Origin of the sequence: Micromonospora sp. WMMA1976 (assembly GCF_027497335.1) — a bacterium.
Taxonomy (GTDB): domain Bacteria; phylum Actinomycetota; class Actinomycetes; order Mycobacteriales; family Micromonosporaceae; genus Micromonospora; species Micromonospora aurantiaca.
This window is the reverse complement of record NZ_CP114912.1, coordinates 2,170,169-2,194,428: the sequence shown is the minus strand read 5'-3', so window position 1 is coordinate 2,194,428 and position 24,260 is coordinate 2,170,169. Positions and strand designations below refer to the sequence as shown.

The window sequence follows — 24,260 nt, the reverse complement described above, 5'->3', positions numbered from 1 at the left end:
AGGAAGGTCGGCCGGCGCGGCAACACGCCCCCATTGTCCGCGCCGGCCGGCACCCCAACCGACATCCACCCGAGGTGCAGCGTGCGCTCTCCCACAGGCTCTCCGGCATACCGGTCGACCGGCGCCGCGCTCGTCCGCGCGGCCGCCCACCCCGACATCGACCTGCCGCCGTGGCCGGACCTGACCGAACCGCGCGACGCCCTCGTCCCCGGCTGGGTGGCCTGGCTGCGGCAGGTGTGGACGAACGAGACGATCGTGGACGCGATCAGCCACGCCAGCCCGGTGCTCGCCGAGCAGGTGGGCAGGCTGTGCGCCGGCGACATCCTCACCGTCCGGGAAACCCGCCGGGTGATCCAGGCCGTCGCCCGCTACACACAGCGCCTACGCGGCCGGCCGACACCGTTCGGTCTCCTCGCCGGGGTGGCACCCGCCGTGTTCGGATCACGATCGCCGACCCGATGGGGCACCGCACACCAGGCCGTCGCCCGGGCCGGCGCCGCCTGGCTCGCCGACGTGATCACCCACCTGGAGCAATGCCCGGACCTGGTCGCCCGGCTCCCGGTGGTCGCGAACAACACCATGACGGTACGCGACGACCGGCTCGTCCTGCCCTACCAGCCACACGCCCGGCCCCAGGGCACGACGGCAGTGGAGGTGTCGCTGCGATACACCGCGCCGGTCCGCGCCGCGATCACCGCCGCCCACGCCCCGATCCGCGTGGAAGCACTGTCCGCGCAGCTGCGTACCGCGTTCCCGCACGCCACACCGGCGACCGTCCAGGGCATGCTCGCCGAGCTGATCACCCGCGGCGCACTGATCACCAGCCTGCACGCGCCCAGCACGGAACCCGACGCCCTGGCGTACCTGCTGCTCCAGCTCGACGATGCCGAGGCCGGCGGCATTGCACCGGTGGCCGACCTGATCTGCGCCCTGCGCGACATCCACATCGCGCTACGACGCCACCGCGCCACCCACGACGCGGGCGGCCGCGAAGCCCGCGCCCAGATGACCTCCCGGATGCGCGGCCTCGGCGTCTCCGCCCACGAGCCGCTCGCGGTGGATCTCCGGCTGGAAGCGTCGGTCACGCTGCCCGAACAGGTCGCGCGGGAGGTGGAACGCGCCGTGCTGACGCTGACCCGGCTCAGCGCGTTTCCCTTCGGCACCGCAACGTGGCGGACCTACCACCAGCGTTTCTACGAGCGGTACGGGATCGGCTCGCTAGTGCCGGTACGCGACGTCGTAGACCCGGACAGCGGCATCGGTTTCCCCGACGGCTACCCGGGCACCGCAGCGGACGAGCCACGCTCACCCCTGTCCCGGCGTGACGAGCTGCTTCTCGCCCTCGCCCAGCGTGCCGCCGTGGACGGCGTGGACGAGGTGCTGCTCGACGAGGAGCTGATCGCGCAACTGGAGTTGGGGCCACCACGGCTGCGGTTGCCGCCGCACCTGGAGGCGAGCGTCCGGGTGCACGCCGACGACGACGCTGCCCTGGCACGCGGCAGGTTCACCGTCGAGGTCACCTCCGTGTCCCGGGGCGTCGGCGGACTCACCGGCCGGTTCCTCAGCGTGCTGCGACCGGTCGATGCGGCCAAGCTGGCCGCCGGCCTGACCGACCTGCCCACCGCAGACCACGACACGGTGCCCGCCCAGATATCGTTCCCGCCGCTGGACCCCGCAACCGCCCACGTCACCCGCACCAGACAGGTGCTGCCGACCGTGATCAGCCTGGCCGAGCACCGGCGCCCGAACCGGTCGGTGCTCACGGTCGACGACCTGGCGGTGGGCTGCGACGGCCGACGCATGTACCTCGCCGCACCCGAGCACGGCCACCGCATCGAAGCCGTCGGCATGCACGCGCTGAACCTGCGTACCCACACCCCACCGCTGGCCCGGTTCCTCATCGAACTCAGCCGCGCCCAGTGCGCCCAGGTCACCGCGTTTGACTGGGGCGCCGCCTCCCGGGCGAAGCTGCCGCTCCTACCCCGCATCCGCTACGGACGCGCGATCCTCGCCCCCGCAACGTGGCGGCTGGACGCGGCCGAGCTGCCCGACCGGCGGCAACCCTGGTACGCCTGGGACGACGCCCTCGACCAGTGGCGCGCCCGCCGGCGCCTACCCCGCCTGGTGCAGCTCGTCGAAGCGGACCGCCGACTGCCGCTGGACCTCGACGAGTCCGCACACCGCGTCCTGCTGCGCACCCACCTACTCACCGCACCACGAGCGGTCCTCGTCGAAGCGCCCACCCCGCAGGACCTCGGCTGGTGCGGCGGCCGCCCGCACGAGGTCATCCTCACCCTGCACGCCACCGAGCCACCGCCTTGGCCGCCGCTGCCCACACCGACCCCGGCCCGCGTCATCGGACGCGACCAAGGCCTGAGCCCCGGCGCCTCCCCGCTGCTGCTCGCGAAGCTCTACGGAGACATCCGCCGACAAGACCTCCTCCTCAGCGAGCACCTACCCCGACTGCTCAATGAGTGGGAGGTGCCGCCGGACTGGTGGTTTCTCCGGTTCCGCGACCCCGACCAGCATCTCCGCCTCCGCATCGCCCTGCCCGACCCATCGGCATTCGGACCGGCCGCCGGACGTGTCAGCGCATGGGCCGACGATCTACGCCGACGTGACCTGCTCCGGGAGATCCAGTACGCCACCTCCTACCCCGAGACCGGGCGGTGGGGATCAGGTGCGGCCATGCAGGCCGCGGAGGCGGTCTTCATCGCCGACTCCCACGCTGTCCTCACGCAGCTACGCCAGCCCGTCCGCCCGAGCCGACAGGCACTCGTCGCCGCGCAGATCGCCGCTATCGCCGTCGCCTACACCGGCAACATCGACGCCGGCTTGCGCTGGCTCATCGACCACGTACCCCCGACCGCGCCGCAGCCGGTCGAGCGGCCGCTGTTCCGCGAAGCCGTACGACTCGCCCACCCCGGCGACGACTGGGCCGCACTGCGCGCTGTCCCCGGCGGCACCGCCATCGTCGACGCCTGGAAGAACCGCGACATCGCCCTCGCCGTCTACCGGACCCACCTACCCGGACCGCACACCGACGGCATCAACAGCGACGACGTCCTCGGCTCCCTCATGCACGCCCACTACATCCGCGCGGTCGGCATCGACTTCGACGACGAGGACCGGTGCCGCCACCTCGCCCGCGCCGCCGCCCTGGCCTACTTCGCCCGGAGCCGGCCATGACCCTTCCGTACGAGAGCCACGACCTCGCTGTCGCAGTCGCCGATCTGCTCGCCCATCCCGACGACCCACGGCTGCCGATCCGGCAACCCTGGTGGCAGCAGTCACTCGCCCTCGGCGTACCCGGCATCGCCCTGCTGCACGTCGAGCTGGCAGCGGCAGGGCTAAGACCCTGGCAACGCGCCCACCACTGGCTCACCGCCGCTACCAGCCGACCGGTGACGGCGGGCCCCGACAGCCACCCCTTCCACGGCGCACCCGCGCTCGCCCACGTCCTCGCCTGCGCCGCCACCCACCGGCCCGGCGCCTACGCCCGCGCGCTCGACGACCTCGACCGGGCGATAGCCGCGGACGCCCGGCGCCGCGTGGCAGTCGCGCACGCCCGCATCGACGTCGGGGAACTACCGGCGCTCGCCGAGTTCGACGCCATCCGAGGTCTCACCGGGATCGGCGCCTTCCTGCTCCGCCGAGCACCTGGTAGCGAAGAACTGCCTGCGGTGCTCGGGTATCTGGCCCGGCTGACGCAGCCCCTACCCGTCGGCAGCGAGGTGTTACCAGGCTGGTGGACCGGCAGCGGGCCCTCCGGCCGCGCCGACTCCCGCTTCCCCGGCGGACACGGTAACAACGGCATGGCCCACGGCATCGCCGGGCCCTTGGCGCTACTGGCGCTCGCGGCCCTGCACGGCATTGTCGTCGACGGTCAGACCGCTGCCATCGCAACGATGTGCATCTGGCTCGACCGATGGCGCCACGACTCCACGGCCGGTGCGCTCTGGCCGTACTGGATCACCAGACCGCAACTCCGGGCGGACCGCGCCGAGGTCCACCGCGTGCAGCGGCTGTCCTGGTGCTACGGCACCCCCGGGCTGGCGCGCGCCCAGCAGCTCGCCGCCCTGGCCCTGAACGATCCCGTCCGCCGCGCCGCCGCCGAAGACGCACTCGTACGCGCACTCGCTGACCCGTGCCAGCTCGCGGCGACCACCGACCCGTCGCTCTGCCACGGCCACGCCGGCCTGGCCCACATCGCGCACCGGATGGCCGCCGATGCTCTGCCCGACACCGCCAAGCAGCTCAGAGCCTCAGTCCCCCGGCTTCTCGGCTCGCTCGACCCGCATGACGCCGGACCGCGACGTACCGCAGCCGCCTTGGTCGCCGCAGGCCCCGGCGTGCTCGAAGGCGCTGCTGGCGTCGCCCTGGCGGCCCTCAGCTGCAGCAACGCAGCCCCGCTGACCAGTTCCTGGGACGCCTGCCTGCTCACCGCCCCAGTCACCTATCCCCAGACGTGAGGACGCCGAATGCCAACGCCCGCCTGGCAGCAGTACACCGTCGAGTTCCCCAACCGCGCCGCAGCCGAGGACATCGCCGCCTCCGTCCTGGCGCCGGCGCTGGCCGCCGCACAGGACGCCGGCGTGCTGCACGGGTGGTGGTACGTCCGGAAGTACCCCACCTGGCGGTGGCGCTACCTCGCCAACGACCCGACCTCCCACTGCATCGAGGACCTGCTGGAGACGCTCGCAGTCCAGCACCGCATCACCAACTGGACCCGAGGCGTCTACGAGCCCGAGACCCTCGCCTTCGGCGGCTCGGCCGGCATGCGGGTCGCCCACGAGCTGTTCCATCAGGACAGCCGGCACCTGCTACTGCGTCCTCCTCCCACCACCACGCTGGGAAGGCGCGAGCTCGCCGTCCTGCTCTGCAGCGTCCTGATGCGCAGCGCCGGCCTGGATTGGTACGAGCAAGGCGACACCTGGGCGAAGGTCGCCGACCTGCGGCCCTCCCCTGGAATGGCAACGCCAGAGCGGGCCGCTGAACTGACCCGGGCGATCAACCGGCTCATGACCGTCGACCCTTGTAGCCTCACCCACCCGGAAGCTGGCGGACCGCTCGTGGGAGACGGCCCATGGCTCGACGCGTTCGAGACCGCCGGCCAAGCGCTCGCCGACCTCGCCCGACACGGACGCCTCCGACGAGGACTCCGCGCCGTCCTCGCCCACCACGTCATCTTCCACGCCAACCGCCTCGGCCTGTCCGTCCACGACCAGTCCACCCTCGCCGCGCTCGCGGTCCGCAACGTCTTTCACCACACCACGAGGAGCATCGTGTCGATCTCAGAACCCACGCCCACGAGCATTAGCGTCGACCGGGTGACCAGCGACCCCGCCGACCTGCGCGCCGCGCTCACCGACGGACTGCGCGCCGAGAACATCATCCGCACACCCGGCGTCGAGGCCGCCATCCGCGCCACCCCGCGGCACTTGTTCCTACCCGGCGTACCGCTGGAGCAGGCCTACGCCGACGCACCCGTCTACACCAAGACCGATGGCCGCGGCGCCTCCATCAGCGCCGCCTCACAGCCGCGGATCGTGGCCATGATGCTCGAACAGCTCGACGTACGGCCCGGCCACCGGGTCATGGAGGCGGGCGCCGGCACCGGCTACAACGCGGCCCTGCTCGCCGCCCTCGCCGGCAACGACGGACGCGTCGTCACCCTCGACGTCGATGAGGACCTCGTCAACGGGGCACGCAAACACCTCGCCGCCGCGGGCATCACGAACGTGGACGTCGTGCTCGGCGACGGCGCACTCGGCCATCCCGACGGCGCACCCTACGACCGGATCATCGCCACCGTCGGCGCCTACGAACCCCCGCCCGCCTGGCTGGAGCAGCTCGCCCCGCACGGGCGACTCGTCGTACCGCTGCGCCTGCGCGGCGCCGCCTCCCGCTCGATCATCTTCGAGCGGCACGACGGCGGATGGTGCGACCGGGGCAGCGAGCTGGCTGTCTTCATGCCGCTGCGCGGTATCGGCGACGACGCCCGCCGGCAGGTGCCGATCACCCCCGAGCAGGACGTGGTCCTCCAGGTGCACAAGGAGCAGGACGTCGACGCCGCGGCGCTGGCCGACGTGCTGGACACCGAGCGGCGCAAGGTCTGGACCGACGTGTTCTTCCCGCCGATGGTGCCCTACGAGTGGATGGATCTCTGGCTGGGCTGCCGCCTCGACAACGCCATCATGCGCATGAACGTCCAACCCGTAGCCATCGAACGCGGCGCCGTCGCCCCGATGTTCCCCTGGGGCGCGATGGCCACCACCCACGGTGCCGACCTCGCCTACCTCACCATCAGGCCGGCCCCGACCAGACCCGACGGCACCAGACTGTACGAGGTCGGCGTCATCGGTCATGGCCCGGACGGCGCAGGTCTCGCGCATCAGATCAGCGAGGAGATCCGCACCTGGGACGCCACCTACCGCTCCCGGACCGTCCGCTTCGAGATCCCCGACGCTCCTGTCGAGGCGGACCCCTCGGTCGGACGCTTCGTCCTTCCGCGGCCGCACCACCCCATCGCCGTCATCTGGCAGTGACCATGGAGCCGGACAGCACGCTGCTGCGGCGTTTCCCGCTGGTCGCGCGGCCACGACCCATCGCTGGGCCGTTGGCCGCCCGTGTCGACGACCTGTGCGCCCTTGCCGAACGCGCCGCGCGAGAGCACGACCGAGCTGCGGCATCTGCCGTCTACAACCAGGCTGCTCTGCTCGCGTCAGACTGCGGCCAGCCGGACCTGGCCCGCCGGTGGTGCCACGAGCACGCCGCCGCGTACCTGCAGGCCGTTCCTCTGGACGCGCGGGCGGCGCGCCATGCGCTGGAGCCCATGGTAAATCTCGCCCGGCTGCACATTCGCGACCGCGACGGCGAAGCCGCTCTTCACCTCCTCACGAGCCTCTTCGAGGCGGTGTCGTCACGGACGGACGGGGTGATCGACGGCCAGGCCCTGCCAGCGAGCCGGCTGACTCGCAGCGAGGACGACCACCGCGAAGTAAGGCAGTGGCTGTGGAGCGTGCTCGTGGCGGAGGGCGTCCGTGCGCTGGCTGGCGCGGGCCGGTGGAGAGAGGCGTACGCGCATCTTGAGCGGCATCGTGGCATCGGCCAGCGAATGCTCGACGGACGTCAGGTGGCGGTCATTGCTCATGTCAGGGCGGGTGATCTGGAGTCGGCCCGGGCGCTGGTGGCCGGAACCGCTCGGGGTGAGCCCTGGGAGGAGGTGATCACCGCATGCTTGGCCTACCTGTGCGACAGGCCCTCGCGTACGCACCTAGACCTCGCGTTGGAGGGCTACCTCGGCCTACGGCCGGCGCAGGGCCTAGCTGTCTTCGAAACTCGGCTGGGCTTGACGCTCATTGATGCGTCGACCGGAGCAGATCAGCGAATCTTGCCCAAGCTTGTTTCGGAAGTGGTGGCCAGAGCGGTCGGCTCCGGTGACGCCTACGCTGCCCGCGAAGTTCTCCTCCACGAAGGTCTCATGGCGGCCGTTGACGGCCGGCACACCACCCAACTCAGGAACACCGTATCGGCTAGCGGGTTGATCTTGATCTCACTTCCGGTCTGGTCGCGGGAACGCATCGACGGCATCCTCGACGCTTGTCGCGCTCCGATCGCTGAGGCATGGTGAGCGACTTGAATCGAGCCCTGCGATCTCCCCGGACCGAACTCCTTGCGATCCCTCCAAGGGTGATGAGCGACTCGACGTCGACGGCACGGCCACCCGGCCGATCCCGCTGTTGCGATCCCTCCAGGGGTGATGAGCGACCCGAACCTTCAGGTGATGAGCGACCGCCGGCGAGAGCCCCGAGGCTTTCGCGCGGATGAGGTTGCGATCCCTCCAGGGTGATGAGCGAGCGAGCGTCATCAGCCGCACCGAGAACCCGTTCGGGTTGCGATCCCTTCAGGGGTGATGCGCGACGTCGTACTGCCCGCGTACTCCGGGCGAGCCTTCGAGTTGCGACCCCTCTAGGGTGATGAGCGACGAGCGGGCCATCCTGCACCTGATCGCCGCCCGCTACGAGTTGCGATCCCTCCAGGGGTGATGAGCGACTGGGCAACCTGCGCAAGCACAAGCACCAGCGTCAGGCGTTGCGATCCCTCCAGGGGTGATGAGCGACCAACGACCTCGGGCGGGTGGTGTGGCCCAGCACCCGGTTGCGATCCCTCCAGGGGTGATGAGTGACCCGAACCTTAAGTCGCAGGTCAGAGCCGCTTTCCGAGCCTCGGTTGAGGCGGATTTTGCAGCATTCCGGCGGTTGTGCATTTGTGCTGACCAAAGCGTTGGAGCTGACGCCCGCTATCAGCCGACGCTCCCTAGGCACGGGTGCCCCCGGTCGTCAGTCCTCGCACAACCATGCCACCGTTAGAGTAGCTGCGACAAAGCCGTGGCGGGCTTCTGGCTTGTCGACACAGGCAGAGCCAAGCGTCTGCGACCTGTGCTGCAACACGACGATCACGCCGACGGCCGATCCGGGCGAGGGCTCCACTTGCCTCCGTCGAGCCACGCGTTGCCGCCGACCTCGGCCTGCGGGAACGGCGTCGTGTTGTGGCCGCGGGTGCCTAGGTCGGGACGCTCCTTGCGTTCCTGCTCGTCGATCTTGATCAGGTCCGACATGGCCTCGACGTGCCGGCGTTCCGCGTCCAGCAGGAAGTTCACGAAGGTCGTCACCGCCTTGACGAGCGCCGCCTCCGGGTTCGAACAGGACGAGAACAGCCCGTTGACGGCCTCGATGTAGCTCTTGAGGGCGTCGATGAGCTTGCCGATGTGCTGGTAGCCGAGTCCGGCGTACGCATTGCGCAGGCCTTCCAGCATGCTGGCGGCCTTCTTGCCCTCCTCGGCCAGCCACCGCGCCTGGGTCTCGAGCTGTACCAGGTAGGCCGAAGCGCGGTCGGCGTACTGGCCGAACGCCTGCGCGGCGCTGCCGTCCCAGTAGAGCTTGAGGTTCTTCAGCTCGCCGTCCATCTCCGCGCGCAACTCGGCGTACGTGCCGGCGGCCGAGTGCAGCAGGTCGGCCCGGTTCCAGATCACCTTCGGCGCCGAACGCCACGCGTGGACCATGAGGTCGCTCAGCGGGAGTCGCTGGCCGGTGCCGAGCTCGATCAGGATCGCCTCCAGCTGCAGCAGCGTGTCCCGGTGCTCGTGGATGAACGTGTCGAGCTGGTCGCCCTCACCGTTCTCGTAGTGCGTGGTCCGTCCGCCGGTGAAGCCCAGGTTGTTGCCGTCACTGCTGCCGATCGTGATCGGCTCCTCCACCTCCCGCGTCCGCGGCAACCGCTCGTTACGGGTGGCACCCAACCGATCGTTGCCCTCCGGGATCACCACCACCGGCTGGTCGTCGGGAAGCCGACGGTCGTGGGGCTGGGAGAGGATCCCGGCACCACCCGGGCGCACCCGCACGCTGCCGCCGTAGCCGTCACCGAGCGGAAGGTACGGGCCCAAGTCCCGGTTGAACACGTCGAAGTCGGTGGCAACGTCCAGGTCGGTGCCCTCGTAGTCCGCGGCGATCTGCATCAACCCGTCGGCGATACGCTCCATCTCGTTCCGGGCGATGGCGGCCTCCGACATCCGGCTGCCCAACGCCGTTGCCCAGTCCCGGTTGAGCTTGTCGGAAATCCCCTCCAAAGTGCCCCAGGCCGCAGCCGGGATGCCGCCGACGTCGCCGAGGTAGCGGCGCACCGCGCTGTAGGTGACGGCGTCCTCGTAGCGCTCTTTCCCGAAGGCCACCAGGGCGCGCGACTCGACCCGTAGAGCCGACGTGTCCGTGGTCATGATCGATGCCTCTCCCCCATGTGGTGTCTCGACCGGCGTGAACGGTTCCACGCCGACGGGCGAACCGAAGTAGTCCACGCGCAGCTGTCGGTACTGCCGGCGGTGATCGGCGACTGCGGCGAGCAGGGCCGCGCGGATCTCGGACGCCACCTGGTCCGGGGTGCAGCGGCGCAGCATGCCGGGCCGGATGTCGACTTTCAGGTCTCCGTCGTGCCCGCGGACGACCGTCACCCAGCCATTGGTCGACACACCCTCGGCCCTGATCCGGCCCACGTCGTCGAAGTAGCGCTCCAGCTTGCCCACGGCGTACTCCTAGTCGGCGGACTTCAAGGTGATCGCCCGGTCGGTGATGCGCTGCGCGCTGGTGTTCGCGTACGCGACGACCTGCTCGGGCGCAGCGCCGGCGCCGGCGAAGTCGGCGTAGACGTGCGCGTACCGATGATCGGCCACCGCGAACACGCCCGCGAACACCTTGTCATTGATCCTCTCCCAGCACGAGCGCGCGACCTGGTAGTCAGCGGCACTCGGATACGGGACCGTCTCGCCGTGGCAGGGGCCCTCCGTCGCGGTCCTGCGCAGGTCGGCTTCGTCGTCGCTGTAGGTGAGGCTCACGACGATCTTGCCTTGATAGGACCGATCGGTTGCCGCAAAGTCGAATTCGCAGGTGACCACCGACTTGCTGGTCTCGCGTCTCGGCTCCGTACGCGTCAGGGTCCACTCCCCCTCGACCACGCCCGGCAGTGCCCTCGTCAGCTCACCGCACGAGGGCACGACCTCGTCGTCGCTGAACGGCCCCCACCGCCACGCGCCGAGCAACCCGACAACGACAACGACAACGCCGGCCACGACGGCCAGCACCCTCCTGTTCATCTGGCCGCTCGCCAACCAGACCGCTGCTCGTCCACCGCAGGCTTCTCGTCACCGGCCCCGGCCGTTGCAGTGACGCCAACGCCACCCTGGCCGCCGCACGCACCTGCCGGGCCAACGACTCATCCGTGTGCCGATGCAACCCGTCGACCTCCACCGCGATGTCACCCCGCCTTGACGCCGCGATACGAACGGACCTGTCTGGCGAGTAGACATCCACGTCGTGACCAGGACCGGTCGCATCGAGATCGGAGGGCTTACGCGAGGCGGGGATCATTGGACTGGTACTCCCGGGGTGATCGTGCTCACCGCCGCGATCGGCAGTGCAGGCCCTCAAGGAGCGCGCCCTCCCGCCGCAGCGTCATCATGGCGACGACCCTATCAACGGGTGTCACCGACCCGCCGCCCTCCGTGATCGCTAGGGGTCGCTCCCACCAGCGCCCCCACAAGGCTTAGCTCTGCACTCCACGTCATACCGCGACAGCAGCGTGGCCCACCACCCCTGGGCTGGCTCCGGCTCAACTACCGGATAGCGATGTAGGGGTCAGGTCTGTCAGCAGGTCCGTCAGCCTCGATTCCTCGTAGACGCCGTCAGCCTCGGCAAGCCATTCAACCGCACCGGGCAGGCGCAGGAGTTCGGTGAGGAACTGCTGCCCGGCGGTGTCGCGGTCACAGGTGATCAGCAGACGGACTCCGGCGGCGGCCAGTCCCTCCAGCAACAGCCATGCCGCGCTCGACGGACGCCCGTACACGCAGATCAGCGGCAGGGCATGGGGGCCGAGCCGTACCGCCGCAGTTTCGACCACGACGGGGTTCTCGCAGACCCGGACGGTGTTTAGACCGGATTCGGGTTTCCACCCGCGGCGCAGCGATCGGGCTGTCAGCCAGACCGGCTCACCGGTCTCGGCAGCCGCGGCGGTGATTGCCGCTGCGGCGCCGGAGCCGATCAGAGGCAGATTGAGGACTAGGACAGTCGCCGACACTTCGTCGCAGCTGACCCCCACCCTCGCCCACACTTGCCGCCACGTATCGGCGCTCAACGCGGCACCGGCCGCGACCGCCGCCGCTCCGGGGTCCGTCGCATCTGCAGCGGCAAGCAGGCGGGCGGCGAGGCGACCGAGGTCGGCGTCACGGTCGAGATGGTGCGGATTGCCGAACAGCGAGTTCGCGAGTTCCGGGAGTGGGCGGCTGGCAGCGGGCAGGTGCTGCCACAGCAGGGCGAGAGCCTGGGCGCGACTGTCGGCCAGATCGGGGCTGGTGTGCTCGAGCCAACGCCGGATGCGGGCGAGCGCAACCGCATGCTCAGGGATGCCCGCACCGGTCAGGACGGCATAGGCGCTGTCAATGTGGTCCTTGGCTGCTTGCCGATCCGATTCGCGCTTGGCAACCCGGTCGTCGAGTGGGCCACCGAGCCGGACGAGGAGGTCTTCCAGGCTGTCGTCCAAGCCGCGCAGGGCTTTGCGCAGCCGGCCGAGGGTGACCGGCGCAGCGGAGGCTTCCCAGGCCATACCGAGGATCCGTCCGACCTGGTCCCGTTCAGCCGCATCGAGGGTGACGCGAACGGTGACGTTAAGGCCGGTCTTGCCGTTCTCCAGCAGGTCGCGAGCGGCCGCGAGGACTTTCGTCGGGCCGGGCAGGTTGGCCCATCGGTCCGCAGCAACGCTCACCGCATGTCCTTGCTGCCGAGAGCCCCAGCATCAGCCGTTAGCGTGGAAAGTAGGTCGGGGCCGTCCTGTCCGGTCGGTCGCGGAATGGCCAGCAGCGGCGCGGCGGTATCGGCGACCGGCACGATCTGCATCGCGTTACCGGCCCACAGCATCAGGGACAGATCGACGCCGGGCAGCGGCGCCGGTGCCCGGGTGATGGTCCAGATGGCGGCGGCGGGAACCTGGGCTGCGGCGACGAGGGCGCCAGGGCCGGCGAGCAGGAAGTCGAGGTCGAAGTCGCACAGCATCCGCAGCATGATCGCCCGGTTGTTGGGGTCGACGCCTTCGAACGCCTCGTCGAGCCACAGCGGGCGGGGTCCGGCCGGGTTGTCCGAGTACAGAGCAACGAGGGTGGCCAGCAAGGGTTGCATCAGGGTGACGACCTTGCCGCCGCCGGAGTCGACCGCGTGGACCTGTTTCGTCAGAGGCTTCCATTTCGGGTCGGTAGCAGTCCCGACCCGGAACTCGCACACGACGTCGAACCAGTCACGGTAGTCGAGCAGGGTGGCGAGCCGGTCGGTCCAGTCGTCGACGCCGGGCAGGCCGGCTTCCTGGACCTGCTGGAGCCGGTCGATGAGGAAGGCCTGCAGTTGCTCCTGGGCAGCGTCGGATTCGAAAGTGCCGGACTCCAGTGCACGCAAGATCTTGTAGCCGGACTGCTGTTCGTTGCGGGGATGCCTGCGCAGCCGCAGCGTGGTCCGGTTCGCTCCGGTCGGGTGCCGTTGAAGGACGTCATTGACGGTATTCAGCAGGCTCAGGACTCGCTTGAGTCGGTCTCGCAGGTGGTTGATGAACGTCGACGACAGGATCTGCGTATACATCTGGTGCAGCTTCTCGTCGTGAGTCGCGGACAGCTTCGCGATCTGGTCGTCGAGATGCGCGATCGCGGCGGCCGGTGTGAGTTGCTTTCCGGAGGCTTCCACCACCATCGTGATCTCGGGTAGCGGCCGGGCGTCGTCAGCCTCGGCGGCGTGCACGGCGCGGCCGCCTTTGGCTTCGAGACTGGCCTGCAGCTCGGTGTAGGGGGCGGCGAACAGCCGGGCGGTCACCTGCCGGACCCGGTCCTCACGTCCGTTGGCCGTCGCCGGCCAGCTCGGTGGCCGAAGGTCGGCGATGGCGGTGCTGGCCTGCTGCAAGGCGTCGTCGATGGTGCGCCCAGACAGCTCGGGCAGGTTGCGCGCCGCGGCGAGCCCCGAGTCGACCGGAATCCACCAGCTGTTGGCCGCCGCGGAACGATTTTGATCGGCGGTGCTGCGCTCCCGGCAGCGAAGTTCCCAGTCGCTCTGTGCGGTCGCGGCGGTCCCAGCCAGGGCGAGGCCATCACGGTGCGAGTCCGCGATAGCCGACTCGAGCGCGGAAGCGTCGCGATCGAGTTCGGCGGCGCGGTCGAACAACTCCTGATCCCCGAGCGCGATTGCCTTCTCCGCCTCGGTCGCCTGCTCATCGCGCAACGCCGCCTCGGCCGCTGCGGCCTGCTCCACTTCGACGCCAGCGTCGAGGTGCGCTTCGGACTCGATGACCTTCGATTCCGCTTCGGCGCCGGCCCGCTCGGAGGTGAGACTGCCCTGGACGGCGAGCCGGAGTTTACCGATCGCGTCTGCCGCATGATTCAACGCGTCGTTGACGGCCTCGAGGTGCTGGTCGGAGTTCGGCAAGCGGTGTTCGAGCGCGTGGGTAGTCGCGTCGGCGGTCGCGGTCTCCCAGACTTGGCGGGCGGCTTCGGCCTTGCGGGCCAGGGACACGTGCTTGCGCTGAGCGGTGTCGCGTTCGCGGTTGGCAGCCGTCAACGCCAAAGCGGCGGCGACCACGTCACCGTCCGACGGTGCCTGCTCCGCCGCAGCCCGCAGTGCGGCGATCTCATCGACCAGCGCGTCTGCAGCCTCGGTCGCGTCATCGGCACTCGTGCGGTGCTGCTCGGCCAGCTCGTGCAACTCGGTGATCCGGCGTTGCCGGGCGGCCGCGCGGGCGGCGGCGCCGATCAGCTCGGCACCATGTTGGGCCGGACCCGCTTGACCGGCGGAGGTCGGGGTCTGCCAGCGGCCGTCGACGGCGACGGCGACGGCATTGGCGTGCGGCTGACCGGCCGGGGTGAACCCGATCCCCGCGAGGATCGCCGTGACGGTCGCAGTCAGCGGGCCGCTGTCGCCGGCCGGTACGAGCACCGTCGACAGCGCCGGACCAGTCGCCGCTGGCAGGCTCGTAGCGACCATGTCCGTGCCATCGCGGCCTGCGGTATACGCCCCGTCGACGGTGACCCACGCGTCGAGCAGACCTGCAGCGGTCAAGGCGGCCTCTACCTGGTCCAGCACGTCCCGCTCGATCCCGTCTGCAGGGTCGACCAGCCGCCACAGCGGCGCCCCGTGCGCGGACGGGAACCGCGGCCGCAGGCGGCGGGTCCAGCCGGCCGGAGGTGGCGGGATCGGGTCACCCTGCATCGCCAGCTCGCTGGCTTCCCGGCCAGCGGCGATCGCCGCGGATTGCTGCTGGTCGGCTTCGGCACGGAGCTGCGCCACCCGGGTGGTCCGCGGGTCGACGGCCGGGGTGAGCCAGTCCCGCACGAGCAGCTGCTGCAGCACCTGACGCGGGCTTGCGCCGATCGACTCCGTCGTAACGCGCTCGAGCCACCGCTGTCGAAGGGCCAGCTCAGGTGCGGGACCGGTAAGGGCGGCGGCCCACCGTTCTACATCGTCGGACAGCTGCTGTATCGCATCGTTGAGCGTGCCGGCGGCCGACTCGGCATCGGCGTTACGCCTGTTGAGGTCCGCTTCTGAGTCACTCGCCAGGTCGGCCGCTGCCCGGTATGTCGCAGCCAGCCGATTCGCCTCCCGCAGCAGGTTCCGCAGGGTGGCTAACGCGGTCCTACGAGCGGCAACGGCCGCCTCCAACCGGGCAGTATCCGCGTCGGCGGCCCACTGGCCCGCCTGGTCCCCGAGCATCGCCGTCCCTGCGGCTGCGACGGTGGCGGCCACTGCTGCCTGGTAGGCGGTGCGGGCGGTCTCCAGGTCCGCCTGCGCCTCGATCTGGTCGGCCAAGGCCTGCTCATGCAGGATGCGCAGCTTGACCAACGCCTTCGCTGCTTCCTCGGCACGGGAGGCGGCTTGGTTGGCGGTGCGGCGGGCGAACGTCGCGGCTTCAGCCCGACCGGTCGCGCTCTTGTAGGCCGCGGACTCCAGCAGCTGCCGATGCGCTCCCCGGTTACGCTCGACGGCGCCAGTGAGCTGCTGAGTCTTCTTTTTCTCGGCGTCAAATTCCTGCCGCGCCTGATCCAACCTCGCGGCGGCGGCGTCCATCTCAGTCGACGCCGCCTTCAGCGCTGCATCGGCTTCGGTGAGAGCATCGGCATGCTGTCGCAACACCGCGTCCGCCCACGGCCGCCACGCCTTGGCCACGTAGTCCACGATCGCGGACCGGGCCTCCTCGGCGTCGGTGCGATCGGCACCGACCTGCTCGACCTGCTGCCAGCCAGAGGCGAGTCCTTCGATCTCGTCACGAGCCAGCGGCGGCAACGCCGAGCGGATCTGGTTGGTGAACCAGTCCGGATTCAGTTTCTGCCCCAGATGCGGGGTCCGCAGCGTCTTGAGCAGTTCGAGCACGGTCGCGTACCGGTCTTCATCGGTGAACCCAAACAGTGCGGTGGTCAGTTTGCGCCGATAGTGCGTTCCGGTGGGAAAAACCTGGACTCCGTCGATGCCGTCGAGGTGTTTCGGTTCGGTGACCGCCTGCCCGCTGACCAGGTCGAGGCCAGCGCGGACCCGTGCGATGCCATGGCAGATCATCCAGGTGCGGGTCAGCTGCGACACGCCCCGTTTGGCCTGCGCGTACAGCAGCGTGGTGAAGAACTCCGAGGCACCGTCATCACGGATCCGGCCGTACTCGACCCACGCCCAGCCGCGATGCGCGGTGGCCGAGTCGTCGCGGCGATCCTGGTCGTTGCCGGAGGGCTCGACGTAGTACCGAAAGTCCTTGCCGGAGTCACCGAAGGTGTCGATGTTCTGCCGTTCGAGGTTGCCGGCGAGCATGATCAGTGTCGTCAACGTCATCAGCGTCGACTTGCCGGACTGGTTCGCGCCGACGAACTGGGCGCGGCCATCAGCGAACACGTACTCGGCGACGTCGAACTCCCACAAACCGATGACCCCGGCCCGCAGGATCTGCCACCGGCCGCGGACCGGGTCCGGCAGCCGGCCGTGCGCGACGGCGTCACGCCATCCGGCGAGCTGTTCGTCGGACAGGTGCGGGCCCGGTGACGGTACGGTCGGGCCGGCGAGGGCGGTCATCAGGCGATCTCCACTGCGGTGAGGTCAGCGGCGGACGAGGTGCGGCCGGTGGTTTCGGGATAGAGCACGTCCGGGTCCCGGTAGCGGGCGGCGGTCGGTAGCAACACCCAGCCGCCGTCACCGGTGACCCGCAGCAGGCCGAGCTCGGTCAGGACCCGCTGGACGTCGCCGAGGACGACCTGCGGGTCGCCTTTCTGCCGGTCGTTCATGTACGTGCCCCGCGACCGGATCAGATCGTCGATCAACTCGTCGACCAGGACCCGGGTCAGGCGGACCGTGCCGTCGTCGTGGCGGACACCGTCGCGGCCGGCTTGGTCTGCGGCAAGCAGAGCGACCCAGTCCGCGGCTTTCGCCCGCGGCCAGTCGGCGACCGTCGGCGGACGGCCGTCGCCGTTGCCGAGAACCAACAGGAGCCCTTCCTGCCGGGCCTCGATCGCACCGCCGGTCATCTGCGCCAGATAGCCGGCGTATCGGGATCGGTGCCGGCGCAGCGTGTCCGCATCGGTCGGATTGAGGTCGGCGTAGAGCACGGCCGGGGTTTCGACCAGGGCCCGCAGCAGCCGGATCGTGCGGGTCGCGTCCGCGTCCGCTGGCTCCGGCTGCAACGCGGCGGCGAGCACGTCCGGGCTGGTCATCAGCAGCAGCGCGTCCCTGTCGACTTCGAAGCCTGCGCCGGGACCGGACCCGTCCTCAGTCCATTCGTCCAGCATCCTCTCGTCGCTGGTCCGCCTATTCAGCACACCCCAGCGGGCCAACAGCGCCGCCGCGTCCCGCAGCTGCCGACGCTCAGACTTGATGTCCGGGTCGTAGGGCGACACCTGAACGCCGGGGGCAGCGCACACGTCACGGACCATGTCGGACAGGCGCTGCAGGGTGACCGTCCCGGACACCTCCTCGCAGCATGCCGCGATCAGGCACATCAGCGCCAGCAGCCTTCGAGACGGGGCGTCAGATGGCCGCGGCGGAATAGTCGCCGATCCACCGACCGGTACCCGGATCAGCCGGGCCGCCTGACCGACCCGCTGTATCCGGTACCCGAGACGGCGCGCGGCCTCCGACAGCGGCTGCTGATAGCGAACCACCAGCCGGAACAACTCTCGGTTTGTGGCCGGGGTGATCATCGGCTCGGCGAGCAGACCGACGAACGCGTGCTGCGCAGCGATCTGCTGTTCCGACGTCCTGGCGCTCATCCGATGCTCCCGGTCGTAGCGGCGGAGATGTACAAGAACAGATCCGGGTGCACGAGCCGGCCCGCCGGTGTGTGGATCACCGCGTCCACGCCGCCGGGAACCGGCTCGGTCCGCAACGACCAGCGGCCGTCCCCGGTCGTCGCGGTCCGCGTCCCGGGCCCCGCCGTTGTGCCCCGCAGCATCGCGGTCAGGAACTGCAGCAGCAGCGTCGTCTCCGCCTCCGAGATCGGGGGCCACTCGGATAACCGCATGCCCGAGCGGCCCACTACCGTCGCTTCGGTCTGCGCCGCCAAGGACTGCTGCGCCACCGCATTCGCCCGCGCCATCCTCCGGTTGCCGGTGTTATCGGCCAGCCGCGCCGGCGCCCCGGTCGTACCGCGTGGCCCCTGCTTGCGGAGCCGGGCTTCGACCGGCACCGTTTCGGACTCCCACCACGACGATGCGGATGGGTTACCGGCCGGGGCCGGCGCCACCCCAGGCAGATGCCGGGCTGCGTACAGGCCAGTGGCGTTGCACCACACCTGCCAGCCTGCGTCGTCGTCGCCAGCGGCTTCGACTCGGGCCGCCAGAGCGAGCAGCTCCGCGCGCCGGGACATGTGCCCACCGACTGCGGCCAGAGTCCGCTGCCCGCGCAACAACGGACCGATCGTGTCGCGCATCTGCCGCCGCAACCGCCGCGCCTGACAGTCCGGCCCATCGAACCAGGAACGCAGCGTCTCCAAGGTCTGCCGGTACGTCCCGACCAGGTCCAGGATCGCCGGATCGTCGGCGTTCGGCCCCAGCATGCGGGCGGCGACCGCTCGCCACGCACCGTCCGGGACCGAACCTAGTTCGTTCACCCGGCGGGTGATCGTCTCCGAATGCACGTCGACGCCGGCGCCCCACATGTCGACGTACCGGCGCAGGGTCTCTTGCACCACCGTGATTTTGTCGACGGTCGGAGTGCCGGCCAGTGCGGACGCCAGCCTGGCCTGCCACCCGGCCGCAGCCCTCGCCATCGACTGGTGGGTGTTCAAGATGATCGACCACGCGCTCGCCGCCTCGCCCGGATCCGATTCGGCGAGATCACGCAGTTGTGTCAGATTCGCGGTCAACACGCCAGGCGCCAGCGTGGCCGCGGCCGCCGCCGCAGCGTCCTGCCCGAGACTCGTGACCGCCTGGTGTAGCTGCGCGGCGATCTCAGTCAGCTGGAACCGGTCCAAGTTCCGGATGAAGTCCGCGTCCCGGAGTGCCCGGTCCTGGAACCGGTCGACGACACCCCACCGCTCCAGGCTTGTCATCCGCGCCGGCAGGTCGAACCCTGCTTCGTCGGCTAGGGCGGCGTCCGCACCCGAGGCGGCCAGATGCGCCCGGATGAGGTCGGGGAGATCCGTGGCGGCGACGCCGGTCAGGGTGTGCTGCTGCTGCGCGAGCAACACGTCGACGATCGCCCGGTACTGGGCGGCGTACCTGCCCGGCGTCAGATAGCTCGCTTGCAGCAGGCCACCGGGCATTCCGCCCAGCTGCCACGCATCCGCGCCTGCGACGTCTCCGTCCGGAACCGTTGGCCGCACCGCGAACCCCTTTCAGCGCTGGACCATTGCCCATCTGCCCGAGCGCTTCAGACCACAACACTGTCAGCCCGGGCCCCGCAGCATATGCAGACCGTCCGACAACTTGACCAGGCAATATCCGCTTCGGTGACCACGCCGATACGGGCTCCACTCAGGCCAGCAGATCAAAGTGATTGGTGAGGCGGTCCACCAGAAGGGACCTCTTCAACCAGGCCGTCTCGAACACCCGCTCCAACAGCGGCCTCGGCCTTGCGGCGCCGACGGTTCCAAATTAAGAAGATCGCCAACGCCAGCAGGATCACCACCACCAGGCCGACCCCGACGGCGATCACCGCGACCTGTTGGTCACTCGGACCGCCCTGATCGCCGTACTTGGTCACGTCGAAGTTCTCGTCCTCGGCTGCCTGGGCAGCACCGCTGGGCGCGACCACCGGACCGAGCAGGGGATTTTCGGAGACCGTCGGCACCTCCGCCGTCAACGCGGCCACCGGGTCGATGAGACCAAAGCCGTACTTCGGATCGCGGCCCTTCGGGCCAGCGTCGTGGGCGGTCCGAATGATCCTGTTGATGACATTCGACGCGTCCAGGTCCGGATACTTCGACCGGATCAGCGCCGCGATGCCGGAGACGATGGCGGCGGAGTCCGACGTGCCGTCGCCCCAGCCGTAGCCGTGGTTCGGGCCGATGTTGAAGATGCCATCGCCTGGGGCTGACACCGCAGCCTCCGGGCCCTGCACGGAGCCGGACCAGAAGGCGCCGCCACGGGTCGTGCCGGTCACCGCGATGACGCCGGGAACGTTGGCCGGCGAGGTGACGGCCCGCTCCCCCTTGGCGGTGTTGCCGGCGGAGACGACCACGACGACGTCCTTCGTGAGGGCGTACGTGATGGCCTCCTTCTCCCCTGCCGAGGCCGCAGCGACCCCTCCGACGGACACGTTGACCACCTTGGCACCACCGTCGACCGCCATCCGGATGCCCTGGGCGATCGCCTGCCTACTGGCCAGACCTTTCCCCTTTTTAATCTTGATGGGGAGGATTCTGGCGTCCGGGGCGATCCCGTCCACACCGTCGGTGGCGGCGTTCGTCGCCGCGATGATTCCGGCCATGTGGGTGCCATGGCCCTCCTCGTCGGCGCGGCCGTCGCCGATCGAGCCGTAGCTGCGCCCGCCGGGAAGCACCCGGCCCCGGATGTCCGGGTGGGTCGCGTCGACGCCGCTGTCCACCACCCCGACGATCACGCCACGGCCGGTCGACAACTTGCGCACCTGATCGATGCGGAGCTCGTCCAGGTACCACTGCTCGGCCCGCTGCGGCGCGGCGGCAGCGGGCTGGGCGACCGCTCCGATCAGCAGCACGCTCAGCAGGCCGGCCGCGACGGGCCGGAGCACGCCGACGTTCACGTTCATCCGTTCGTCCTCATCGCAGAATGCCGGGGGAACCGGTGTCATCACGGCCCCACGGATCGTCGTCCTCAGTCAACCATGACGACTCCGGACCGGGCTCGTCGTACTCGCTGCCACCACCGCGTCCGGCCGCACCGGAGCCGCCGATCATCCCGCCGGCGCTGCCACGCGAACTGGCCGCGGCGGTGCCGGCGCGACCGGCGCCGGTGGCGTTGCGCAGCGCGTTGGCGGCGCTGGTCATCGGCGGCACCCGGCCGTTACCACCGCCGACCATCCCCGGAACGCCGACCGGGTTGACCCCCCCGCCGACGAGAGTGCCACCCGCGCCGATCCCACCCCCGGCACCGAGGCCAACGCCTCCCGCGGCGCTCGGCGCGCTGAGCCCGAAGCCCGCACCGCCGCCGAGCGGACTCTGGCTGCCCAGCCCCACGCTCGCCGCACCGCCGAGGCCTCCGCCCACCGTGGTCGGACCGGGGGCACCTGCCAAGCTGGTGCCGAGGCCGAGATCCGCTGCCGGGCCGTCGTCGCGCGGCAATGGCGGGAGGTACGAGTCTGCCCTGCCAATGAGGTCGTTACCGAGCCTGCCGGCGGTCGACGGGACTGCCACGGAGGTTGAGTTACCACTGGAAGAGCCGCTACCGCCCAAGCCCGTGCTGCTGCCGATGGCAGCGCTGCCGCCGGAACCGGATACGCCTCCGATGGCGGAGTCGCCACCGCCGTAGACGCCGTCCAGGCCGGTCGGGGTATGTCCGGACGGAGGGATTCGAGGACGGTAGCCATCAGAGCTGCCGCTGTCGTCGGCCTCTGGTACACCGAGCCGCGGCCGCTCGGTCTCCAACGCCTGAGCCAGCGGGGCCATGGCGCTGATGGCCACCTGCTGGTTGTCCCGATACCAGTTGTTGAGGTGGGAACTGGTGTCCCACAGGCCACCCCGCTTCTGGTCACTGGCCTGGCCGTCGACCTTCATGGTTGCCTCCAGGTCGTCGGCCTTCTCGCGGAACGCGCCGTCGGCGTACGACGACGGGTCACTCCGGTAGTCGGCACGCAGCGCGGCCAGGAAGGCCGACGCGTTCTCGCCGTCGTTGGCGTCGTCGAGTTCGCCGCCGTTGGGCAGGCTCCACTCGTTGACGCCGAAGTCGTCCACCAGCGGAATCGGAATACTCGCGACCGCCTTGCGGATGTCATCCCCGATCCGCGACAGCGCGCCGCCGACGTTGCTCGCGGTGGTGGTCAGCTCCTCGATGCTGCGGCCGATGTCGCTCAGATGCTCGCGGTACGCGTCGCCGCCGCTGCCGGTCCAGCCGGCGAGCATTCCCGGCAGGCCGTCGGTGTGCGGACGAGCGACGCCCGGCGCGATCGGGCCGACGAAGGAACGACCGACCAGCGCGTCCCGCAGATATCCGAGGGTGGTGGAGAGGTTGTTCCAGCCGATGCCCACCTCACCGACCAGGTCCGGGTCCGCCGACAGCGTCACCTCACGAACGCACTGCTCCCACGTACCTGCCATCGCCGTCCCCCTCAGCCCCTACGGGAAGGCGTACGCTCCGGCCCCGCCGCAGCGACGGACCAGAGCAGATCGCCCGCGAAGCACGGCTGCGGCACGAGATGAAGTTGCACCACTGAGCGCCCTCCCCCGAGATGACGAGAGCCTACAGTAGTCGATCCAATCCAGAGAGCAGCGGCAGGCGTCGTCATCTACCGGCCGGGATCAGCGTGATCGTCCACAGGCGCGACCTGGCGCCACTTCGGCCGTCGGCAGGTTGGGCGGCGCCTGCGCCATCGGTGACCGAGGGCGGGGCGGGCGAGGAAAAGCACGCGCCGCAGCTTTCCCGAGTTCGCTGACGTTGTCCAGGTCACGACGCTCCAACAGCCCTCGGCCGAGATCCTGGACCACGTCATCGTGGCTCCTGGCGGGTCGCCACCGCTCCACGGCATGGAAGACCAGTGAGCCGGCCGGACGCGTCAGGGCGCCCTCAGCCTTGACGAACAGATCGCCACGGCGCACCGCTGCGGACAGCCCTCTGTGCAGGGTCGCAGCCAGGAACGGCAGCTCGGAGTTCAGGCGCCCGAGGTCCCGGGCTTTCCCGTCGGATCCGTCCGCCAGGTGCGACCGCATCCACCGCAGCGCCTCCGTCAATTCCCCGGCAGCATCGCGGGCCAGACCGACCGGTGGCGTGGCCCGCAACTCGGCAGCGGCGATGGCCGCGCGCCGCCACCCGCCCACCTTCGCCGGGGCCTCATCGCTGACGGCGACGTGCGCGGCCAGGCCGAGTTGAGTGCCGAGCTGCAGATGGACTCCGGTGAGTTGCTCCGGGTACTGCCACAGCCAGCTGCGCGCTGCCGCCACGGCCGCGACCGCGTCGTCGACGGTACGGACGTCGGGTGCCGGATCCAGCGGTGAACGGGCGATGTCGAGTCCATGCAGGGACGACTGCCCTTTACCTGCAACGATCAGATCTCGCGCTGTCCGGCCGAGATCACTGTTCGCCGTCCACCGGGCGGCCTCCGCCACCGGGCGGTAGATCTCGGTCAGATGACCTTGTCCGTGGTCGAGCCACCCGGGCAACGCCATGTCGAGCACGACGAGGCTCGACGTAAGCCTGGCGATGTCAGCGAGGCCCGCCGGGACTCCGCCTCCTCGCCGGATCGCGAACCCCTCCGGGGTCGGAGGCCGCTGCCCTGGGGGAACGTGGCAGGCGAGGATGTCACCGATCACGCCGACGGCGTCCGCGGCACGACGTAGAGACCGCGCCGGTTCAGCGCTCACCCAGCTGCCGGACGGTGGAAACCGCCGGTCGACAAGTGCGGCAGCGCGGAGGCCCGCGTAGAACTGGGTCAGTCGCTGTCCGCGCCTGGCCATCAGTGCTGTGGCACCGGCCCGATCCAGTCTCTCCACGGCCGGACGGCCACCGGCCAGCAGCTCGGTTGCCCGGATCAGCTGCGCGTAGACAGCGGACCGGGCGTTGACCACCGCGTTGATGTCTGCTGCGGAACCCGGCGGTTGCTGACGCGTTGCCGTGGTCGCCGCACGCAGTGCCCGGTCGGCCCTGCTGTGCCAGTGGCCGATCGTCATGCCAGGGCCGCCGCCGCGCGTCGCAGCTGCTGGGCGGCGGCATCGTGGTCGAGCCGTCGGGCGAGATCATCGTCGTCCCTGGCAGCGAGGCGTTCGTGATAGCGGGCAAGGTGCTCCACCAGCGTCGCGACGGCGTGGCGGGTTTCGACGTCGTCGCGCGTCGGTGCCGCGGCGTCGACCACCACGTCATCGTGGTCGGCGTAGAGCCGTGCACGGATGTCGAGCATCTCCAGGCCGAAGCGATCCCAGGCGAGGTCGGTCCCGGAGAGGCCCTTCCATGCCTCGATCGCAAGCTGGACGGCACCGGCTGCGGTGGTGTCGTCCCAGGCGTCCGCACTGTCGGCGCACACCACCTTGGTCGCCTCGATGTAGTCCATGCCGTGGGCTTGATTCGATGTCAGCAAGGTCGTCCACTC

At 70.1% G+C, this 24,260-nt stretch carries 14 protein-coding genes; 4 read left to right on the top strand and 10 right to left on the bottom strand.

Annotated features, from left to right (window positions below; all coding sequences use genetic code 11):
- Window positions 1-81 precede the first annotated feature (81 nt).
- The 4 genes from O7546_RS10280 to O7546_RS10265 are packed head-to-tail and all read left to right on the top strand — an operon-like array spanning window position 82 to window position 7,633.
- On the top strand, window positions 82-3,189 hold the full coding sequence (locus tag O7546_RS10280) for a lantibiotic dehydratase (RefSeq protein ID WP_281600809.1): 3,108 nt from the start codon (window positions 82-84) through the stop codon (window positions 3,187-3,189).
- Window positions 3,186-4,472 (top strand): lanthionine synthetase C family protein, encoded by a 1,287-nt coding sequence (locus O7546_RS10275; protein ID WP_281600808.1) that lies wholly within the window; start codon window positions 3,186-3,188, stop codon window positions 4,470-4,472. Before O7546_RS10280 ends, O7546_RS10275 begins: the two co-directional genes overlap by 4 nt.
- Before the next feature lie 9 nt (window positions 4,473-4,481).
- Window positions 4,482-6,548, top strand: coding sequence for a methyltransferase, FxLD system (gene fxlM, locus O7546_RS10270; protein WP_281600807.1), 2,067 nt, complete (start codon window positions 4,482-4,484; stop codon window positions 6,546-6,548).
- On the top strand, window positions 6,545-7,633 hold the full coding sequence (locus tag O7546_RS10265; RefSeq protein WP_281600806.1) for a hypothetical protein: 1,089 nt from the start codon (window positions 6,545-6,547) through the stop codon (window positions 7,631-7,633). Before fxlM ends, O7546_RS10265 begins: the two co-directional genes overlap by 4 nt.
- Before the next feature lie 825 nt (window positions 7,634-8,458).
- On the opposite strand, the gene O7546_RS10260 is transcribed toward O7546_RS10265, so the two are convergent.
- The 10 genes from O7546_RS10260 to O7546_RS10215 all read right to left on the bottom strand — a co-directional run bounded on the left by O7546_RS10260 (window position 8,459) and on the right by O7546_RS10215 (window position 24,221).
- A complete protein-coding gene (locus tag O7546_RS10260) occupies window positions 8,459-10,078 on the bottom strand; it encodes a hypothetical protein (RefSeq protein WP_281600805.1) in 1,620 nt (539 codons plus the stop codon).
- A 9-nt stretch (window positions 10,079-10,087) separates the two neighbouring features.
- Window positions 10,088-10,633, bottom strand: a complete 546-nt coding sequence (locus tag O7546_RS10255) for a hypothetical protein (RefSeq protein WP_281600804.1) — start codon at window positions 10,631-10,633, stop codon at window positions 10,088-10,090.
- A gap of 527 nt (window positions 10,634-11,160) precedes the next feature.
- Window positions 11,161-12,309 (bottom strand): TIGR02679 domain-containing protein, encoded by a 1,149-nt coding sequence (locus O7546_RS10250; protein ID WP_281600803.1) that lies wholly within the window; start codon window positions 12,307-12,309, stop codon window positions 11,161-11,163.
- Entirely contained in the window at window positions 12,306-16,625 is a 4,320-nt protein-coding gene (locus tag O7546_RS10245; RefSeq protein ID WP_281600802.1) for an SbcC/MukB-like Walker B domain-containing protein, read from the bottom strand. The genes O7546_RS10250 and O7546_RS10245 overlap by 4 nt, the downstream gene beginning before the upstream one ends.
- Complete coding sequence (locus tag O7546_RS10240) at window positions 16,625-17,719, bottom strand: TIGR02678 family protein (RefSeq protein WP_281600801.1); 1,095 nt, start codon at window positions 17,717-17,719, stop codon at window positions 16,625-16,627. The genes O7546_RS10245 and O7546_RS10240 overlap by 1 nt, the downstream gene beginning before the upstream one ends.
- A 92-nt stretch (window positions 17,720-17,811) precedes the next feature.
- Window positions 17,812-19,308: a DUF2397 domain-containing protein gene (locus O7546_RS10235; RefSeq protein ID WP_281600800.1), complete on the bottom strand. Its 1,497-nt coding sequence runs from the start codon at window positions 19,306-19,308 to the stop codon at window positions 17,812-17,814.
- A 224-nt stretch (window positions 19,309-19,532) separates the two neighbouring features.
- On the bottom strand, window positions 19,533-20,774 hold the full coding sequence (mycP, locus tag O7546_RS10230) for a type VII secretion-associated serine protease mycosin (protein WP_281600799.1): 1,242 nt from the start codon (window positions 20,772-20,774) through the stop codon (window positions 19,533-19,535).
- Window positions 20,775-20,784: 10 nt separating this feature from the next.
- Window positions 20,785-22,278 (bottom strand): hypothetical protein, encoded by a 1,494-nt coding sequence (locus tag O7546_RS10225; protein ID WP_281600798.1) that lies wholly within the window; start codon window positions 22,276-22,278, stop codon window positions 20,785-20,787.
- 201 nt (window positions 22,279-22,479) lie between these two features.
- Window positions 22,480-23,844 carry a hypothetical protein gene (locus tag O7546_RS10220; RefSeq protein ID WP_281600797.1) on the bottom strand — a complete coding sequence of 455 codons (1,365 nt, stop codon included), beginning with the start codon at window positions 23,842-23,844 and terminating at the stop codon, window positions 22,480-22,482.
- On the bottom strand, window positions 23,841-24,221 hold the full coding sequence (locus O7546_RS10215; RefSeq protein WP_281600796.1) for a hypothetical protein: 381 nt from the start codon (window positions 24,219-24,221) through the stop codon (window positions 23,841-23,843). Before O7546_RS10215 ends, O7546_RS10220 begins: the two co-directional genes overlap by 4 nt.
- Window positions 24,222-24,260: the final 39 nt, after the last annotated feature.

What these genes read in the sequence shown, in the direction of transcription:
- O7546_RS10235 (WP_281600800.1), bottom strand. Translation starts at nt 19,308, where the DNA reads ATGCCCGGTGGCCTGCTGCAAGCGAGCTATCTGACGCCGGGCAGGTAC.
- mycP (WP_281600799.1), bottom strand. Translation starts at nt 20,774, where the DNA reads ATGAACGTGAACGTCGGCGTGCTCCGGCCCGTCGCGGCCGGCCTGCTG.
- fxlM (WP_281600807.1), top strand. Translation starts at nt 4,482, where the DNA reads ATGCCAACGCCCGCCTGGCAGCAGTACACCGTCGAGTTCCCCAACCGC.
- O7546_RS10215 (WP_281600796.1), bottom strand. Translation starts at nt 24,221, where the DNA reads ATGGACTACATCGAGGCGACCAAGGTGGTGTGCGCCGACAGTGCGGAC.
- O7546_RS10275 (WP_281600808.1), top strand. Translation starts at nt 3,186, where the DNA reads ATGACCCTTCCGTACGAGAGCCACGACCTCGCTGTCGCAGTCGCCGAT.
- O7546_RS10245 (WP_281600802.1), bottom strand. Translation starts at nt 16,625, where the DNA reads ATGACCGCCCTCGCCGGCCCGACCGTACCGTCACCGGGCCCGCACCTG.
- O7546_RS10220 (WP_281600797.1), bottom strand. Translation starts at nt 23,844, where the DNA reads ATGACGATCGGCCACTGGCACAGCAGGGCCGACCGGGCACTGCGTGCG.
- O7546_RS10225 (WP_281600798.1), bottom strand. Translation starts at nt 22,278, where the DNA reads ATGGCAGGTACGTGGGAGCAGTGCGTTCGTGAGGTGACGCTGTCGGCG.